This is a genomic window from Flavobacteriales bacterium, from assembly GCA_013001705.1.
In the GTDB taxonomy this organism is placed as follows: Bacteria; Bacteroidota; Bacteroidia; order Flavobacteriales_D; family JABDKJ01; genus JABDLZ01.
In genome coordinates this window covers 1-18,546 of record JABDLZ010000159.1, presented here as the reverse complement: position 1 = coordinate 18,546, position 18,546 = coordinate 1, and the positions used below count along the sequence as shown (strand labels likewise).

Annotated in this window: 13 protein-coding genes and 1 pseudogene; 5 read left to right on the top strand and 9 right to left on the bottom strand. The window is 50.0% G+C overall.

Annotated features, from left to right (window positions below):
• Window positions 1–478: 478 nt before the first annotated feature.
• From HKN79_06615 to HKN79_06590, 6 genes are all read right to left on the bottom strand, one after another.
• A complete protein-coding gene (locus HKN79_06615; protein NNC83231.1) occupies window positions 479–1,258 on the bottom strand; it encodes a TonB family protein in 780 nt (259 codons plus the stop codon).
• Window position 1,259: 1 nt separating this feature from the next.
• Window positions 1,260–1,652, bottom strand: coding sequence for a biopolymer transporter ExbD (locus tag HKN79_06610; GenBank protein ID NNC83230.1), 393 nt, complete (start codon window positions 1,650–1,652; stop codon window positions 1,260–1,262).
• Between the two features lie 7 nt (window positions 1,653–1,659).
• Window positions 1,660–2,373: a MotA/TolQ/ExbB proton channel family protein gene (locus HKN79_06605; protein NNC83229.1), complete on the bottom strand. Its 714-nt coding sequence runs from the start codon at window positions 2,371–2,373 to the stop codon at window positions 1,660–1,662.
• A gap of 147 nt (window positions 2,374–2,520) precedes the next feature.
• Window positions 2,521–3,912, bottom strand: coding sequence for a sodium:proton antiporter NhaD (gene nhaD, locus HKN79_06600; protein ID NNC83228.1), 1,392 nt, complete (start codon window positions 3,910–3,912; stop codon window positions 2,521–2,523).
• Window positions 3,913–3,916: 4 nt separating this feature from the next.
• A complete protein-coding gene (locus tag HKN79_06595; protein NNC83227.1) occupies window positions 3,917–5,143 on the bottom strand; it encodes an amino acid dehydrogenase in 1,227 nt (408 codons plus the stop codon).
• A 52-nt stretch (window positions 5,144–5,195) separates the two neighbouring features.
• Window positions 5,196–6,254, bottom strand: coding sequence for an anhydro-N-acetylmuramic acid kinase (locus HKN79_06590; protein NNC83226.1), 1,059 nt, complete (start codon window positions 6,252–6,254; stop codon window positions 5,196–5,198).
• Window positions 6,255–6,390: 136 nt separating this feature from the next.
• Here HKN79_06590 and HKN79_06585 point away from each other — a divergent pair, with 136 nt between their 5' ends.
• Entirely contained in the window at window positions 6,391–7,533 is a 1,143-nt protein-coding gene (locus HKN79_06585) for an acyl-CoA dehydrogenase (protein ID NNC83225.1), read from the top strand.
• Here HKN79_06585 and HKN79_06580 read toward each other — a convergent pair.
• From HKN79_06580 to HKN79_06570, 3 genes and pseudogenes are all read right to left on the bottom strand, one after another.
• The gene (locus tag HKN79_06580; GenBank protein NNC83224.1) at window positions 7,530–8,804 is read right to left on the bottom strand and encodes a UDP-N-acetylmuramoyl-tripeptide--D-alanyl-D-alanine ligase; all 1,275 of its coding nucleotides are present in this window, start codon (window positions 8,802–8,804) and stop codon (window positions 7,530–7,532) included. The genes HKN79_06585 and HKN79_06580 overlap by 4 nt on opposite strands.
• Before the next feature lie 683 nt (window positions 8,805–9,487).
• Window positions 9,488–10,609, bottom strand: a pseudogene (locus HKN79_06575) (SUMF1/EgtB/PvdO family nonheme iron enzyme).
• Window positions 10,610–10,654: 45 nt separating this feature from the next.
• Complete coding sequence (locus HKN79_06570) at window positions 10,655–11,629, bottom strand: type IX secretion system membrane protein PorP/SprF (protein ID NNC83223.1); 975 nt, start codon at window positions 11,627–11,629, stop codon at window positions 10,655–10,657.
• Between the two features lie 185 nt (window positions 11,630–11,814).
• On the opposite strand from HKN79_06570, the gene porU reads away from it, so the two are divergent.
• The 4 genes from porU to pdhA form a co-directional block, all read left to right on the top strand.
• The gene (gene porU, locus HKN79_06565; protein ID NNC83222.1) at window positions 11,815–15,711 is read left to right on the top strand and encodes a type IX secretion system sortase PorU; all 3,897 of its coding nucleotides are present in this window, start codon (window positions 11,815–11,817) and stop codon (window positions 15,709–15,711) included.
• 13 nt (window positions 15,712–15,724) lie between these two features.
• Window positions 15,725–17,056 carry a type IX secretion system outer membrane channel protein PorV gene (gene porV, locus HKN79_06560; GenBank protein ID NNC83221.1) on the top strand — a complete coding sequence of 444 codons (1,332 nt, stop codon included), beginning with the start codon at window positions 15,725–15,727 and terminating at the stop codon, window positions 17,054–17,056.
• A gap of 18 nt (window positions 17,057–17,074) precedes the next feature.
• Complete coding sequence (locus tag HKN79_06555; GenBank protein ID NNC83220.1) at window positions 17,075–17,569, top strand: cytidine deaminase; 495 nt, start codon at window positions 17,075–17,077, stop codon at window positions 17,567–17,569.
• 75 nt (window positions 17,570–17,644) lie between these two features.
• Window positions 17,645–18,546, top strand: a 902-nt coding sequence (gene pdhA / locus HKN79_06550; protein ID NNC83219.1) for a pyruvate dehydrogenase (acetyl-transferring) E1 component subunit alpha, incomplete at its 3' end; no start/stop codon positions are given.

Sequence of the window (18,546 nt, the reverse complement as noted above, 5' to 3'; positions counted from 1 at the left end):
TCCTTGCGATAGGCGGCCTTGCCGATGCGCTGGAACATTGGGAGCTGCTCAAAAAGATAGTCCAAGGTCTCGGTGTAATCCATGGGGTGCAAAGGTGGGGATTAGATAATGAGTCAATTAGATAATTAGAGGATGAGATAATTAGATGATGGCTTAATAATGTCATAAAGTTGAAAAGGGGGAGTAGGATGAGCCAATTAGTGAATTAGCCAATTTGCTGATAGGATGATTCTGGAAAGTTGGTTCCAGAAACTCTCGAAGGGCCGGGATATGAGGAATTGATGATGGTCGAATGTATGTCATGAAATCGTGTACGGGGTCCCTTTAGGGATATAGGGTGTGGGGGAGAATTAAGAATGCGGAATTGTGAATTCAGAATGTCATTTCCCAAAACCTGTCATCCCGAGCCTGCCGAGGAACAGAACCCGGAACCCAGAACCTGTCATGCCGAGTTTGTCGAGGGACAGAACCCTCCTAGCTACTCCAACTTGAAGATGAAGGTCATGGTACCGCGTTGCTCTACTGCGGAGGAGGGGTCGGCATTGAAGCGGGCCTTCTTGGCGGCCTTCTCGGCCAGGGATACCAGGTGCTGACTGGTGGTATTGGAAGCAGCCAGATTCAGTGAAGTGCGGGTGACCTTCCCATCGCGCCCGACCCAGATATTGAGTACTACTTTACCTTCTTCACGGGGTTTCTCGGTGACCACCGCTCCACCCTCATAACCTCTGCCTGCAAGCTCCCAGCTATTGCCGCTTCCTCCCATGACTCCTTTTCCTGCGGGGGATCCATCGGGTCGGCCGGTATTGCCAGGTCCTTCTTCATCCTCGCCTTCACTACCTCCACCTGTGGGCGTACTGTTGAAGACATTGCTCATGGCATCCTGCAATTCCTGGCTGGGTTGCGGATCGGGCTCGGGTTCAGGAGTGGTCTCCTGCACGGTCTCTTGGGGAGTGGTCTCCGGTGTGCTCACCGGGCTTTCTTCCTGTGTGACCACTTCTTCTTCTACCGCCTCGCTCTCAGTAGGAGTGGTCTCGGTGGGGGCTACTTCTTCCACCTGTTGATTCTCATTGATCACTTGGGATTCGGTGTCTCCACTCCCGCTATCGGTCCAGCCGAGTTCGATCATGGCACCTTCGGGTTCAGGAAGAGGGTCGGGCTGGGTGAGTCCGATGAACATGAACAGGATCAGCACCAATACGTGGAACACGATGGTGACAATGAGTCCGGTCCGTTTATCTCTATCCTGAATGAGTTCCATCTCACTGCGGTTTGGTCGCCAGCACGATCTTCCACCTGTTGCGCTTGGCTATATCGAGTACCTCTACCGTTTGGCCTGTAGGCACTGCCTTATCCACGTGTAGAACGATGCTCTTTTCATCATATACACTCAAGGCGCCTTGAAGTTCAGTCTCCAGGTTGTCAGGCTGGATGATCTTATTTCCTACCGAGTAGATCAGATCGGCATCTATACGGAGGGCCACGGTCTGTTTCTCCTTCGATTTATTGCTGCTATTGGGGAGGTCCACCGGGAGTGCATAGGGGCTCACCATGGTGCTCAGTATGATAAAGAAGATGAGCAGCAGGAAGACCAGGTCCGTCATGGAGGACATGCTGAAGGAAGGGTCGACCTTATTTCTTGATCGTAGATCCATGGGGCGACTATTTAGCAGGAGCATCCAGGACATCGAGGAATTCGATGCTTGAAGCTTCCAGTCCGTGAATTACCTTGTTCATTCGAGTCACTAGGATATTGTAGGCGATATAAGCGATGATGCCGATGATCAATCCGCCCACGGTGGTCACCATGGCCTGCATGATACCTCCGGAGAGTTGGGTGATCTCCACCCCATTGGCACTGATCTTCATCTGGTGGAAGGTCTGTATCATTCCTATAACTGTACCCAGGAAACCGACCATCGGGGCCGCACCGGCTACTGTGGCGAGAGTGGAGAGCCCTTTTTCCATACGGCCGATCTCCAGTTTACCCACATTCTCAATGCTATCTGATATCTCCTTGATAGGACGACCGATCTTGGTGATGCCCTTGTGGATCATATGACTGACGGGGGTATCTGCTTGGCGGCAGAGGTCCTTGGCCGAATCGATACGTCCATCATGGATGTAATCCTTTATCCGGTTCATGAAATCCTTCTCCACCTTACCGGCACGACTGATGGCGAGCATGCGTTCTACGAAGATGTAGATGGCAATGATGGACATCAGGGCCAGGGGCCCCATGATATACCATCCTCCATCTTTGATCATCTGCCAGACGGAGATGGTCTCCTCATCGGCCATTTCATTCATAGTCTCTGCGGCAGTTGCGAGTGTATCGCTGGCCACATTCATCTGTAATAGGAATAACAGTTCCATGGGTGATTTCCTTGCTTGTTGTGTTGAACGTGATAATCCCGTTCAAATTCTATTCAAGGATTGAAAATAGCGTGCCAAGCAAGGGCAGTCCCGGTGGACCGCCTGTATTATCAACAGATTGAGGTGGGGTAATCCCTACGCGTGACGCTATGCGATCATTGCCCGCATAAGGATGAAGCAGACGGCCCCGGCCAAGAATCCGATCAAGGCCAGCCATGCGATCTTACGCAGGTACCAGAAGAAATCGATGCGCTCCATTCCCATGGCCACTACTCCAGCGGCCGAACCTATGATGAGCATGCTGCCTCCAGTACCTGCAGCATAGGCGATGAAGTGCCACAGGGGATTATCGGTGGGTTCCGAGAACATGCCTAAACTGGCCGCCACCAGAGGTACATTGTCGATCACCGCAGAACCGGCTCCTAGTAGGAGGACCACCAAATCGGAGATGTTACTCCCGTACTCGGTGCCAAGGGCAGGCATGGTGTCCTGAAGCCAAATGGCAAATCCATAGAGTTCTCCGAGTGATTCCAGACCTGCTACTGCGAGAAGGATTCCTAAGAAGAATAGGATACTCGGCATCTCGATGCGAGAGAGAGAGTGGTGAACCGGACTGTGATGTGCGGCTGCATCGCTCTCCCTATGATCCACATTGCTCAGATCGAATTTAGAGCGGCTGTAGATCTCAGCAAACACGGCTACTACGGCCAAGGAGAGCATCATGCCCACATAGGGTGGAAGGTGGGTGGTCGTCTTGAAGATGGGGACGAATATGATAGCCCCCAGACCGAGATAGAGCATGGTAGAACTATGCTTCCCGATCTTCACTTCGGGCTCATCGATCATTTCCAGTTCCCCCTTGAAAGCGGGAAGAAAAGAAGCGATAAGCGAAGGAATCAGCATACAGACCAAGGATGGAATGAGCAGGTAGGTGATGAGCATACCGGTGGTCACCTTATCTCCTATCCAAAGCATGGTTGTGGTTACATCCCCGATAGGTGACCAAGCTCCACCTGCATTGGCTGCGATAACGATGATCCCCGCAAACCAGAGTCGGTCTTCCCGAGCAGGGACGATCTTCTGGAGAATGGAGATCAGTACGATAGTGGCCGTGAGATTATCGATGATGGCCGAGAGGATAAAGGCCAGGAAGGAGAATATCCAAAGGATCCTACGCTTGCTCTTCGTACGGATGAAACTCTTGATGGTCTGGAATCCATCGAAATAGTCGATGATCTCCACGATGGTCATCGCACCTAGGAGGAAGACAAGAATCTCAGAGGTCTTACCCAGATGGTGAAGCAGGGTCTCTTCCATGAGGTGCATCTTCTCATCGTGGCCGAATTCACTGAAATTGGTGATCAGCGCATGTTTTGCTGAGTCGAACCAGGTGTCGAATCCATCGATGCCTACTGCGATGAGGGCCCAGATGATGGCCATCATGCCCAGTGCAGGAATCAGTTTGTCAATACGGAGGTTATGCTCCAACGTGATGGCGAGGTAGCCGACCAAGAAGATGAGAAGGATAAGTGAGGTCATCATTTCAGACTAATTTATTGAGTGCTATTCCGAATGCGGTTTCTGTGAGGTGCATGCGTTCAGAATGCACCGAGTGGCACTCTTGAAGCGCTTGACGTATGGTATGTGAAGTATCATTGAATATCTCCTCATCATCGATCTCTGCTTCTCCGCCCATGAGATAGGCAAAGACTCGGGCCATGCCGCAATTGGAGATGAAATCAGGGATGAGACTCACCGAGCGGTCCACTTTTTCAGCGATAGGGCCATAGAAGATCTCCGCATCGGCAAAGGGTACATTGGCTCCGCAGGAGACGACCTCCAGCGCACCTGCTGTAAGTCGATCCATCTGTTCTTCGCTTACAAGTCTGGAAGAGGCACAGGGTAGGAATACCTCGGCATCCATGTCCCAGATCTTCTCATTGACCTCTTGGAAGGAGAGTATGTCGGGGCTGTTGAGTTTATTTCCGTCCTTTTTCAGGAAGAGGGTCTTCACTTCTTCGAAAGAGAGGCCATCGGGTCGAATGAGCCCTCCGGCCCGGTCGATGATACCCACTATGGAGGCTCCGCTTTGGGAGAGGTAGTAGGCTGCTGCCGAGCCCACGTTCCCCCATCCTTGCACGATGACCCGTTTATCTTTCAGGTCTCCTCCGTAAATGGAATAGAAATGCCTGACCGATTCTGCCACACCATAGCCTGTGATGAGGTCTGCCACCACATACTTGCGTCCGACATCCGGGCTGAATTGGTCATGCTCCACCACCTTCTTCACTCCAAGTCTCAGGGCACCTATGCGCCTGATCTTTTGGGCCTCATTGGGTTTGAAGTGACCTGTGAAAACGCCTTCTTGGGGATGCCAAACACCACAATCCTCTGTGATGGGAATGACCTCATGGACTTCGTCCACATTCAGGTCACCACCGGTGCCGTAATAGCTCCTGAGCAGAGGTGAGACCGCGTTATACCAGCGTTCCAGTACACCTCGCTTGCGTGGATCGGACGGGTCGAAGTTGATTCCGCTCTTGGCTCCACCTATGGCCGGGCCGGAAACGGTGAATTTCACTTCCATTGTCTTGGCCAAGGATTCCACCTCGCGTTGATCCAGGCCTACACGCATGCGGGTGCCTCCTCCGGCTGCGCCTCCTCTCAAGGAATTGATCACTACCCAGCCTTCTGCTTCTGTTTCGGGATCGCTCCATTTGAATACGATCTCGGGTTCCTTGTTCTCGAATTGCTTGAGGAGTTCTTTCATAGACGCTCAGAGGTATGCGGCCAAATGTAACGAATCAGCATACTGATATTCATCATGGTCGATGTATGATTCCACTGCAGTGATCGCGCGGAGCTCCGGTGACAGAAGCAAGCACATTGTTCTCATTTCGGATGCGAAGCACACCTAGAAAACCAAAGATCAGTGCCTCCTTATAGTTGATGAGCATGTCATCTGGTCGCGTGATATCCGCATTACAATGCTGGACCAAGCGTTCGATCAAGAAGTCATTGTACGCACCACCCCCTGTGAGAAGTACATTCTTCACTGACAGTGAATTCAGAGTATTGCCGATCTGCATGGCCATGTGTTCTACCAGTGTGGCCAATAGGTCTACTGGAGGCAAGCGTCTGCTTTCGCTCTTTTTCTTGAATTCACTGATATACCATTCACGTCCTAGGGATTTAGGTCCAGGTCGCTTGTAGTATTCCAGACTGTTCAATTGGGCGAGCAGGCGCTCATGGACATCGCCTGTGCGGGCCATGTGACCATCCTTATCATAGTCTTCTCCGGTGATGCGCGCTACATCGTTGAGGGCCATATTTACCGGGCATATGTCATACGCTATTCGCTTCCCCTTCGATTCGTAGGAGATATTGCTGAACCCGCCTAGATTGAGACAAAGGTCATACTCACTGAAAAGTAGACGATCGCCTATCGGGACCAAGGGAGCACCTTGACCACCGAGTTCTACGTCCCTTTTTCGGAAATCATTGATCACGGCCAGTCTCAGTTCCCTACTGATCACCTCCCCATTGCCCAGCTGAAGTGTCACCTTCTTTTCTGGACGGTGTAGGGCCGTATGTCCGTGCGATGAGATGAAATCCGGTACCAGCTGGAATTCATTGACGAAGTTCTCTATCAATTGAGCGTAGTAGGCTCCCAGCTCGAGATCCACATCTCTGAGTATCCGTTCAGGAAGTTCTTGGGCATTGATGAGGATGTCCTGCCATTTCTGTGTGTATGAGTAGGTCTTGGCCTCAATGATCTCATACTGCCAATCGTCTCCTTCTTTGCTGAAGGAGCAGAATGCAAGATCCACCCCGTCCAAGGAGGTGCCGCTCATCAATCCTATCACATGGTAAGTGACCATAGATCGTTGTCGAAATTAAAAGCAAAGGACCACCCTCTCGCCAAGTCGAGGAATCTTGCGATCATGGACCTGTGAATAGCACGATAAGAAGCTCAAAAGCCTATTTTTGGGTCCCTTTTTAGAGATTTCCCTTATGATGAATTTCGAGTTGAACGAAGAACAGATCGCTGTACGAGATGCGGCACGTGATTTTGCACAGAACGTACTCAAGCCCACGGTGATCGAGCGGGATGAACATCAACGCTTCGCGGCCGATGAGGTGAAACAGTTGGCAGAACTCGGGTTCTTAGGAATGATGGTCGACCCGAAATATGGAGGTAGCGGTATGGATACCGTCTCTTACGTCTTGGCCATGGAAGAGCTTTCAAAAATAGACGCCTCCACCTCTGTGCTGGTCTCGGTCAACAATTCTTTGGTGTGCTGGGGTCTAGAAGCATACGGGACGGAAGAGCAGAAGCAGAAATACCTGACTCCACTGGCCAAAGGAGAGAAGATAGGAGCATTTTGCCTGAGTGAACCTGAAGCCGGATCGGATGCGACCTCACAACGTACCACCGCTGAGGATAAGGGCGACTACTATCTTTTGAATGGGACAAAGAATTGGATCACCAATGGGGGTGTCGCCTCCACCTATCTCGTGATCGCTCAGACCGATAGGGATAAAGGACATCGAGGAATCAATGCCTTCATCGTGGAGAAGGAGATGGAAGGATTCGTGGTCGGGGCTAAGGAAGATAAGTTGGGCATACGAGGATCTGACACACATACTCTCATGTTCAATGATGTCAAAGTCCCAAAGGAGAACCGCATCGGTGAGGATGGATTCGGATTCAAATTCGCTATGAAGACCTTGAGTGGTGGGCGTATAGGGATTGCCGCTCAAGCTCTGGGAATCGCAGCGGGAGCCTACGAACTCTCTTTGGAATACTCTAAAGAAAGGAAGGCCTTTGGCAAGGAGATCCACAAGCATCAGGCAATCGCCTTCAAGCTAGCTGATATGGCTACTGAGATCGAAGCCGCTCGACTGCTCTGTATGAAAGCAGCCGTTTTGAAGGACGAAGGCAAGGACTACGCGCTTGCCAGTTCTATGGCCAAAGTATTTGCTTCAGAAGTAGCTATGAAGACCACCGTAGAGGCCGTTCAGGTGCACGGGGGATATGGATTCGTGAAAGAATATCATGTGGAGCGTCTGATGCGTGACGCTAAGATCACGCAGATCTATGAAGGCACCTCCGAGATACAGCGGGTGGTGATCAGCCGTAGCATACTCAGGGACTAAAGCATGTCTTCCAGTTGCTCGAGCCGTATGCCTCGAGAACCTTTGACCAGAATGACCGTGTCTTCCAGATCTATCTTTTGAAGGGCGGTCAGTGCGTCTTTGACATCGGTAAATATGCGTGCCTCTTCTTGCCCTTCCACATTCTGGAACTCATCCCCGATGAATATGGCATCGATGCCTTTGATCCGCGCGAGTTCTATCAGCTTGTAATGCTCCATTGGGGAGTCCTCACCGAGTTCCAACATATGACCTAGGATGGCGAATTTCCGTTTGCCTTTCATATTCGCCAGATTATCCAGAGCGGCTGCCATGCTGGAGGGGTTGGCATTATAGGCGTCCATGATGATCTGCTTGCCATCTTTCTCGATCAATTGACTCCTGTTATTCTCGGGCATATAGGAGCTGATGGCTTCGATGATCGACTCATCTTCCACTTGGAAATATCTACCTATCGCTATGGCTGCTTCGATATTGGACTGGTTATACTGACCTACCAAGTGTGACTCTATCCTACGACCCTCCCATTGCAGCGTGAGGAAAAGGTCAGAAGATGCGATGGTGGTGTTGACATAGGATTCTGGGTGTTCACCATAGATGATGCGCTCCAGCTCATCCGAGTGCTCCATCAGTATTTCCGATCGTCCATCGACAAATGCGAGCCCTTCTGTCATTCTGAGGTGGTCAAAGAGTTCGGTCTTTCCCTTGATGATATTCTCAAATCCACCGAACTCCCCGATATGGGCCTTACCGATGTTGGTGATCAAACCGATATCAGGCTGCGAGATACTGGACAGCAGTGCGATCTCCCCCACATGGTTGGCACCCATCTCTATGATGGCGATCTCATGGCTCCTGTCTATTTCGAGCAATGTCAAGGGTACACCTATATGGTTGTTGAGGTTTCCTCGGGTGGCGTGTACCAAGTATTTCCTGGACAGTACATCGCGGATCAATTCCTTGGTAGAAGTCTTGCCATTGGATCCGGTGATACCGATAAAGGGGATATCCAGAGCGTTCCTATGATGGGAGGCGAGGTCCTGTAAGGCATAGAGTACGTTATCTACCAACAAACACCTCTCATCCGTCTGATACTCCGCTTCATCGATCACCACATAGGCAGCTCCCGATTCCAAAGCAGAAGCAGCGAAGGTATTGCCGTTGAATCGTTCTCCCTTGAGCGCAAAGAAGATGGACCCTTCTTTGATATTGCGGGTATCTGTGCTGACTCCTGAAGAATCCAGATACAGGGTGTAGAGTTCCTCGATGCTCATTGCACAAATAAAAAAGACCCATCAGCACGATGGGTCTTTTCATTAAGATTCTTTTCTAGATGCTCCGGTCAATAACCGAATCCTCTTGGGCTTCCTACCCGGTCCATTGCACATCGGAATCCGATTTGCGCAGAGGCCTGGCGTTCATCCAAGAATCTACGGGTCGCAGGTATGGTGTAGTAGGCACGGTCTGCCCAAGAACCACCTTTATATACCCGAGCGCGATCATTGATCAAGGTGGTTGCACCCCAGTCGTACATCACATTACCCTCTACACCTTCTTGGTTGTAGAAGATACTGGACTCTTGATCACCATCCTTATGATCGATCTGCCAAGCTTCACGGTAATTCCTGCGGTCGATGTTCTCTTCAACGGTCACATCGCGCATTCTGATCTCACCAGGTGTGCTATCGATATAGTCTGCAAATCCTTTGAGGATGGTGCTTCCGATCGCGATCTCTTCATTGGCACGTATCAAGTCGATGGCCTCCTTCATGATATCATCACGAGCATCGAATTCACGTTCGGTCTCCTTGGTTTTGGCGTTACCAACAGTCTCGGTCAATTGAGCTAGGAAATTCGCTTCATTCTGTGTCAGGCGCTCACCGCTTTTCTTCTGGAATTGATCCAAGAAGTAGAGTACACCATCCACATCATAGACCACCTCATAGTGCTTGTCTTCGATTCCTCCTTCGTTGTTGCGGACCTTGGTCTGATAGACATTTCCTCTGAAAGGCCTGAACTCATTCTCATCTTCGAAGGATAGTGGACGATATACATCCATCACCCATTCGCTCACATTGCCCGCCATGTTGTATAATCCGTAATCATTGGGAGGGTAGGAGTAGACAGGTGCTGTTACATCGGCATTGTCATTCAGATTTCCGGCTACACCCATATAGTCACCACGTCCACGTACGAAGTTGGCATTGAAGGCACCATACAGATCATCTGTGGGATCATCATTCCGCACATAGTTACCGTTCCATGGATAGACTTTACGATTGCTGACCAACTCTTGGAATGCATTTCCAATGAGCCCATAGGCTGCAAATTCCCATTCCGCTTCGGTCGGTAGTCTGTAGCGAGGGAGAAGGATACCGTCCTCCATCTTCACATCCCTGAATTCTCTGTCAGGATTGAGATCCTGAATTCCCTCAACACGCTTACCGCTTTCATACTGACCGGCCAGATAGGCATCGGTGGTGAAGTGGTCTTCGTTGGCCTGTTGCGGGAAGTGCTCGAAGAGGCCCTCTCTGATCAATATCTGCTCATTCACCCTATCGGTCCTCCAAGCGCAGTAGTCACTGGCCTGCAACCAATTCACCCCGACTACAGGATAATCATTGTATGCCGGGTGTCTGAGGTAATACTCTACATACGGTTCATTGTATGCCAGTTTGCTACGCCATACGAGCGTATCTGGCAGTGCTTTGGTCAATACCTCTGGATAATCCTGACCGTAGACTCTTCCCAACCAGTAGAGATATTCTCTCCAGTCGATATTCTTTACCTCGGTCTCATCGATATAGAAACTGGATACAGTGACCCTTCTTGGAATGTTGTTCCAGTCGTAGTTCACATCATCGACCACTCGTCCCATGGTGAAGGTCCCACCTTCTACCAAGATCAGACCCGGGCCGGTCTCTTGCTCGATGTACGGTACGCGTTCGAACCCTCCGTTACGAGAGTCATTGTAGGTCCAACCAGTGGTATTACTGTAACCACTTGGCCCACACGAACTGAGTGCAGCCATAGCTGCAGCGCACACAAGTACCCCCAGTGCTTTAATTGATGGTTTCATAGTGATAGTTTTACTTGCAAAAGGTCTAGAAAGTTTCATTCAAAACTAGAAACTAGGGCAGCTTATTGTCCTGAATCGACTTCTTCTATTGTTCTTACACTCCAACTGGAACGCAAGAGAGATCTCATGTGACCCTCCGGTCTCGGTGGTCAATTGTGAGGTAGTAAGGTCATAACTGTAGCCTACTTTCAACACATCTGTCTGCAGTCCGACCAAGGCAATGAAGCTGTCTTCGAATCTATACCAAGCACCCACTACGATGGGACCTTTGGAAAGATATAGACCCACATTGATCTGTTGGAAGTCTGCTTGCCTTTGATACAGTACGTTAGGCGAGATGGTCGCTTCGCTCAGACTCTTACTCTTCCCATCGATGGGCAATACAGCACCGGCATGTCCTGTGAACTTCATCGGTAGTCTACTGGTTCCGAGAATGAGGGATTCATTGGGCTCATTGATGTGATGAACTGCACCTCCGATATAGAATTCATCTGTGAAACCAAGCACACCCGCGCTCGCATCGAAGAATCCTACGCTGCCACCTCTTTCTGTTTCCTGCGTCTGATAGATGAATCCTCTGCGGCTATCTATCTGGTCACCGAATGTGAGCCTGGACCAATCCAATGATTTTTGGGAATAGCTGGCCTGTAATCCGAATTTCATGGAGAATTTCCGAGAGATCGGACGCTGGTAGGAGTAGATCCCGCTGAAGCTCGTGGTGCTCAACACGCCTCTTCCGGCCTCATCGCGCATGGCGATAAATCCGATTCCACCGGAGATCACCGGCACGTGTTGGTCATAGCTTGCACTATAGGTTACAAAAGACCCAGGCAGCGAAGGCCACTGATTTCTGTAATTAAGTACAAAGCGCGGACATCTCGCTGTACCTGCAAACGCTGGATTGAGGTAGAGCGGATTCGCATAGAACTGGGTGAACTGTGGATCCTGACCCATGCTCTCCAAAGTGGAAAAGCCAATGAGAGTCAAGGCCAGCAAGCATTTCAACACGGTTTTTCTCATTTCTATAAGAGCTGCTAGCATTAGTAAAGTTTACAATATTACGACATTATCGACATGTGTGCATCGAGCAATACGAGGCTAGAAACAATAAGCAAAGGCCTCAGGCGTTCAATGATTGCTGAACGCAGAATTCGGGTTCTTTTGAACTTTGGTTTATTAGTCTCAACAAAACAGACGATCATCCCATGAGTGGTTGCTCGATACTACGCATCTTTTGGATAGCCCTCCTGTCCATGTCCTTCCAATACATACTTGGTCAGGAGCTTTCTATCGACTTGGACTGGTCTTCAGGCCTATCGGCCGAGCGAGATACCGATGCCTCGATTCCTGATATATGGTTCCAAGGTGCACATCAGTCAGACATCCATCCCGAGCTGCCTGAATTCGGTGCCATTGTTCCTATTCCATTTGACTCGGAGACCTCAGGAATACAATTGAGGAATCCAAGGATCGAAGAAATTGTACTGCCGGCCTCCTTGGCCCAGATGATAGAGAATGAGGAATTCCGCTCAGAGGTGCAGGCCTTTCAGAGCCGAGGGCAAGCTCAGGCTCGATTACGCATATTCCCATTTCGGAAGCGATTTGATGGAAAGATCGAACGTTTGCTCGGAGCCGACATTCGATTGAATACCACCAAGAAGACGACTACAAGCCAAACGAAGACCTTTGTTCAACAGTCTAAATTGGCAACTGGAGACTGGTACCGTATCCCTATCTCTAGAGACGGAATCTATCGATTGGATAGAGACTATTTCCAGGGTCTAGGCGTGGATGTGAACGGAATCGACCCGAACGATATCAATATCTACGGCAACGATCAAGGGCTTCTGCCCTATAATAATTCCGAGTTCCGCTACGATGACCTGCAGGTCAAAGCGGTCGAGTTCGTGGGAGGAGGAGATGGCAGTTTCGATTCCGGAGACTATATCCTCTTCTATGCCAAGGGACCGCATCGATGGGAGTATGATGATTCGGATGAGGAATTCAAGCACGTCAAGCATCTATATATGGATGTGGCCTATAACTTCATCGGTATAGGTATAGAGGCACCTGTGCGCATAGGAGTCGGTACACAACCGACCGGTACGGCTCAGGAGGTGGTGACCACCTTTGATGATCACTCCTTCCATGAAGAGGATCTGGAGAATGTCATCAAATCAGGAAGGCGGATGGTCGGAGAGCAATTCGGGCTTAGTGGTCAATTGAACTTCAGTGGTTCTGAATTCAGTTTTGAGAATGTAGATACACAGTCTTCAGCCAAAGTGCGCATGCGGGGTGTAGCGCGGACGGTAGGTGCTTCTGTATTTTCTGAGATGAGTTATACCTGTCAAGGGAACACAGAATCATTCACCCTACAAGGAACTTCCCCCACTTCCTATACCATCACACGCTCCAAGGAGCGCGTCCTGGAATTCATACCTACCAGTGGTAATCTGGCCATCTCCACCACTTTCAGTCCGGGAGGCACGGATGCTGATGGCTGGGTGGACTTCTTCTCTATCAACGTCAGAAGGAGACTGGAACGCACTTCATCACAGCTGCACTTCAGGGATGCCCGTTCATGGCAAAGTGCTGATGTTGTGGAATTCCAGATAAGCGATGTGCAGGGATCGGATAGACTCTGGAGGGTGACCGAATCGATCAGTCCCGAAATATGGGAGTATGACCTGGTATCAGATATGGCTTCATTCAAGACGGATACGGATGACTTGCACGAGTTCGTGCTCTTCAACCCTTCCAATGCGTTGAGTCCGGGTACTGGTCAGGCAGTTGCCAATCAAGACCTACATAGCTCCCCTCAGTATGACATGGTGATCGTTTCTGCCGTTCCCTTCCTCGCTACCGCTGAGAAAGTGGCCGATGTCCATCGGGAAGAAGGGCTTTCTGTCTTTGTGGTAGAACCTCAGACCATTTATAATGAATTCTCATGCGGAATGCAGGACATCACAGCTATCAAGATGTTCATGAAGATGCTCTACGATCGAGCAGATGCAGACCCCACATCCTTTCCGGATTATCTGCTCTTGATAGGAGATGGGAATTATGACAACACGGATATCGACCCAAGGAACTCTATCTACCTGCCCACCTATCAGTCGGCCGAATCCAATAGTCTTACTCAGTCCTTCGTCTCAGATGACTATTTCGGATTGTTGGATGATGATGAAGGTGAGATAGGCGGCACCGTGGATATCGGAATAGGACGATTCCCGGTGAGAAGTGTAGATGAGGCTGAAGCCATCTATGCCAAGATCATCCGTTACAAGAGCCGTTCGACCGGTGTGGTCAATGGGGTATGCGCTGAAGAGGCGAGCACTCCTTTCGGAGACTGGAAGAATCGCGTGCTTCTTATTGGAGATGATGAGGATAGCAACACGCACATGTCACAGGCCAATACGCTTGGCAATATCCTGGAAAGTGTAGATGAGGATTATATCATCGACAAGATATTCCTCGATGCCTATCTGCAAGAGACCACTCCAGGAGGTGACCGCTACCCGCAGGCAGCCGAAGAATTACGAAGGAGTATAGAACGAGGAGTGTTCTTGGCCAGTTATACCGGCCACGGAGGTGAAGTGGGTTGGGCGGCAGAGCGCATCCTGGATGTGCCTACCATACAATCATTGACCAATGCCAACAACCTGCCTCTGCTCCTCACAGCTACTTGCGAGTTCTCGAGGTTCGATGATCCAGGTCGAACATCGGCCGGTGAATTCATTCTCCTCAATCCAGAGGGAGGAGTGATCGCATTGCTCACCACCACACGATTGGTCTATGCCAACCCCAATTTCATTCTCAGTCAGAACTTCTTTGATGTGGTCATGCGCTCGGATCAGGACAGTTATGTCTGTAGCAGTGCAGGAGGAGACTTCACGATGGATCTTCCAAATGGATTGCGACTAGGGGATATCATACGCATCTCTAAGAATTGTACGGTAGGGAACGAGGTGAACAAAGCGAATTTCTCTCTTCTCGGAGACCCCGCTCTGCAATTGAGCTATCCTGAATTGGACATCTTCATCCACCCGGACAGCATCACCGATAGCCAAGGACTTCCATTGGACACGGTCAAAGCCCTTCAGAAGGTACGCGTCTCCGGTGAGGTCAGACAGAATGGAGCACTGGCGACCGATTTCCAAGGTGTGGTGGAACCCAGTGTGTATGATAAGGAAGTGACGATACAGACCTTGAGCAATGACGGAGGAAACCCCTATTCCTTCTCGCTCAGACAGAACATCATCTATAAAGGTCGAGCTAGTGTAAAGGACGGTCGCTTCCAGTTCGAATTTGTTGTACCCAAAGACATCAGCTACCAGGAAGGAGCTGGGAAACTGCATCTCTATGCCCTCTCTGATGATACGGACGCCCAAGGATCCCGATCTGGATTCCAAGTGGGAGGCACCGACCTGAATGCCCCTCAAGATGAGGCGGGACCCGGAATCGACCTCTTCTTGAATTCAGAAGCCTTCGTAGATGGCGGATTGACCAATGAGTCTCCAACGCTGATCGCCAAGGTATTCGATGACAATGGGATCAATACTGTAGGAAATGGGATAGGTCATGACATCACGGCTGTACTTGATGGCAATACAGCGGACCCCATTGTACTCAATGACTATTACGAATCGGATCTGGACTCCTACCAGAGCGGTCAGGTTCGGTATACCCTTGATGGTCTCAGCGAGGGTGAACATACCTTGACCTTCAAAGTGTGGGATATCTATAATAACTCGAGTACCAAAGAGATAAGCTTCATCGTAGAGAAACAAGAAGACCTGGTATTGGATAATGTCTTGAACTATCCCAATCCCTTCACTACGCGCACAGAGTTTCTTTTCGAACACAATCAGGATTGTGCCTTATTGAGTGTAGAGATACAGATATTCACGGTCTCGGGACGATTGGTCAAGACCATCCAAGAAGTGGTGGACACCCATACGGGCCTACGTGATCGATTGGTCTGGGACGGTCGCGATGACTACGGAGATGAGCTTGGACGCGGTGTATACGTCTATCGATTGAAAGTGAGTACACCCCAAGGAGAAAAAGAGGAAGTATTCGAAAAACTGGTACTTCTCTGACCAATAGTAACCAATGACACGCGTCAAGCGTTTCTTATATTTGCAAACCAATTTTCTGAGCATGTTGAACACCCTGAGAATCACAGCATTGATCGCCATTATTTGGGTCTCTCCCAATTTCATGGGACAGACACAACAGATCATTGGTCAAAGTGATGATGAAGACCTCAATACCATCACTACGGCCGTGCCCTTCCTGATCATAGCGCCCGATACCCGTTCTGGAGGAATGGGAGAAGCTGGAGTGTCCATCTCACCGGATGCGAATTCCATTCATTGGAATCCGGCCAAATTGGCCTTTGCAGAGAGTGATTTCGAGATGTCCCTTTCATACTCTCCGTGGCTGCGTAAGCTTGTGCGGGATATGAATCTGGCTTATCTGAGTGGCTATAGTAAGATCGATGATAATCAAGCGATAGGCGCCTCTCTGCGCTTCTTCTCGCTCGGGAGCATCCAGTTCACCGATGAACAAGGAAACGACATCCGGAATTTCGAACCCACCGAATTTGCCATCGATGGTGCGTATGCTATCAAGCTTTCTGAGCGTTTCTCTGGAGGTATGGCCGCACGATTCATCTATTCCAATCTGACCGGAGGAGTAATCACCTCTTCTGGAGGAGAGTCCAAGCCGGGTACAGCCTTCTCAGTAGATGTGAGCGGGTATTATGAGAACGATGATATACGTATCGGAGATTTCGATGCTGTACTCTCTGCTGGATTCAATATCTCCAACATCGGTTCCAAGATGTCATATACTCAAGCGGCCGAGCGGGACTTCATTCCGATCAATTTCCGTATCGGTCCTACCTTGAAATTGCTATTGGATGAGTACAACAGTCTGGCATTCACTGTAGATGTCAACAAGCTACTCGTACCTACTCCTCCTGTATATCTGGTGGATGAAGAAGGGAACTTCGTGACCGATGGGTCAGGTAATCTGGTCATTGCTTCTGGAGATGACCCCAACCGCGGTGTCGCATCCGGTATGTTCGGATCCTTCTCAGATGCACCGGGCAATGTGACCATCTTCGATGACGGTACTGTAGAAGTAGAGGAAGGAAGTGTATTCAGAGAAGAGATGAGAGAGATCAATCTGGCTACAGGCTTCGAATACTGGTATGCTGATCAATTCGCTCTCAGAGGGGGATATTTCTACGAGCATCCTACCAAAGGTGCCCGGCAATTCTTCACCTTGGGAGCAGGGGTCAAATACAATGTCTTTGCATTCGACTTCTCCTACCTGATCGCTGCCCAGAATCGTAACCCACTGGCCAATACATTGAGGTTCACCCTCAGGTTGAATCTAGATGGGGCTAAAAAGTCTGCTGCCGGCCAAGAAGGCTGACCAGAGACCCTCCCGTCTATGGCAGACGAACGCCAGATCACGTTCAGATATACCGAGTACGACTCATTGGATGAGTTGGACGATGCTTCAGTAGCCTTGCTCCAAGAAGCCGAGAAGGCCATGGGAAGGGCCTATGCTCCCTATTCGCATTTTCATGTAGGCGCTGCCGTCCGGCTGGAGAGTGGCAAGGTCTATACTGGGAACAATCAGGAGAATGTAGCCTACCCTTCGGGTCTGTGTGCTGAACGAGTGGCCCTGTTCCATGCCATGTCACAGGATCCGAAGTCCATCATAGAAGCGGTGGCCATCACAGCGCGATCAGAGGATTTCGAGCTTACCCGCGTTATTACACCCTGTGGTGCATGCCGTCAGGCTTTGCTGGAATATGAGGTCAATGCCGCTAGTCCCATCCAAGTCATTCTAGGCAGTACGGCAGGTCGTACGATCGTGGTGGATTCCGTGCTTTCCATGCTTCCCTTGTCCTTCTGCGAGACCAAGCTCAAAAAGGGCTGAAATTCACTCGATTCTGGCTATCACCGCTGAGGTGAGTGTCTATATTTGTTGTCCTATTTAAAGATCTGTGTGCGTATGGCAACATCTACAGCCAAATCCAAGAAGAAATCCAACTCATCCGGAAAGAAGGGAAAAAGCCCTTTCAGCAAGACGGATTACCTGAAGTGGTATGAAGACATGCTCCTCATGCGGAAATTCGAAGAGAAGTGTGGTCAACTCTATATCCAACAGAAATTCGGAGGCTTCTGTCACCTCTATATCGGGCAAGAAGCTCTACTAGCAGGAATGACCTGGGCCATGGCAGAGAATGACCGGGTGATCACCGCATATCGCGACCACGCTCACCCTCTTGCCTTGGGTACTCCGGCCAAAGAGGTGATGGCAGAACTCTATGGAAAGAAGACCGGTAGTTCCAAAGGAAAGGGTGGCTCCATGCACATGTTCGACAAGGAACGTAATCTCTATGGAGGACACGGAATCGTAGGTGCTCAGATCCCCTTGGGAGCAGGGCTCGCTTTTGCTGATAAATACAAGGGCAACGATTCAGTGACCATCTGTTTCATGGGCGATGGCGCTGTGCGTCAAGGAGCCTTGCATGAGACCTTCAATATGGCTATGACCTGGAAACTTCCAGTGGTCTTCGTCATCGAGAATAACAATTATGCCATGGGGACTTCTGTCGAGAGAACGACCAACGTACATGACCTCTGGAAACTGGGACTGAGCTATGAGATGCCGGCCGAACCTGCTGATGGAATGAGTGCTGAAGAAATGGCTCTGATGTTCCAAAAGGCCATCGAGCATGCGCGTAGTGGTAAGGGTCCATTCCTCATCGAGGCAAAGACCTATCGATACAAAGGGCACTCCATGTCGGACCCACAGAAGTACCGCACCAAGGACGAAGTGGAAGAGTTCAAAGGAAAAGACCCGATAGGACAGGTACTCAAGGTCATCCAAGAGAAGAAGTATATGACCTG

Excerpts from the sequence above, each read along its gene's own strand:
- HKN79_06610 (NNC83230.1), bottom strand. The coding sequence starts at position 1,652 with ATGGATCTACGATCAAGAAATAAGGTCGACCCTTCCTTCAGCATGTCC.
- nhaD (NNC83228.1), bottom strand. The coding sequence starts at position 3,912 with ATGACCTCACTTATCCTTCTCATCTTCTTGGTCGGCTACCTCGCCATC.
- HKN79_06570 (NNC83223.1), bottom strand. The coding sequence starts at position 11,629 with ATGAGAAAAACCGTGTTGAAATGCTTGCTGGCCTTGACTCTCATTGGC.
- HKN79_06615 (NNC83231.1), bottom strand. The coding sequence starts at position 1,258 with ATGGAACTCATTCAGGATAGAGATAAACGGACCGGACTCATTGTCACC.
- porU (NNC83222.1), top strand. The coding sequence starts at position 11,815 with ATGAGTGGTTGCTCGATACTACGCATCTTTTGGATAGCCCTCCTGTCC.
- HKN79_06590 (NNC83226.1), bottom strand. The coding sequence starts at position 6,254 with ATGGTCACTTACCATGTGATAGGATTGATGAGCGGCACCTCCTTGGAC.
- HKN79_06580 (NNC83224.1), bottom strand. The coding sequence starts at position 8,804 with ATGAGCATCGAGGAACTCTACACCCTGTATCTGGATTCTTCAGGAGTC.
- HKN79_06605 (NNC83229.1), bottom strand. The coding sequence starts at position 2,373 with ATGGAACTGTTATTCCTATTACAGATGAATGTGGCCAGCGATACACTC.
- HKN79_06585 (NNC83225.1), top strand. The coding sequence starts at position 6,391 with ATGAATTTCGAGTTGAACGAAGAACAGATCGCTGTACGAGATGCGGCA.
- HKN79_06555 (NNC83220.1), top strand. The coding sequence starts at position 17,075 with ATGGCAGACGAACGCCAGATCACGTTCAGATATACCGAGTACGACTCA.
- porV (NNC83221.1), top strand. The coding sequence starts at position 15,725 with ATGACACGCGTCAAGCGTTTCTTATATTTGCAAACCAATTTTCTGAGC.
- HKN79_06595 (NNC83227.1), bottom strand. The coding sequence starts at position 5,143 with ATGAAAGAACTCCTCAAGCAATTCGAGAACAAGGAACCCGAGATCGTA.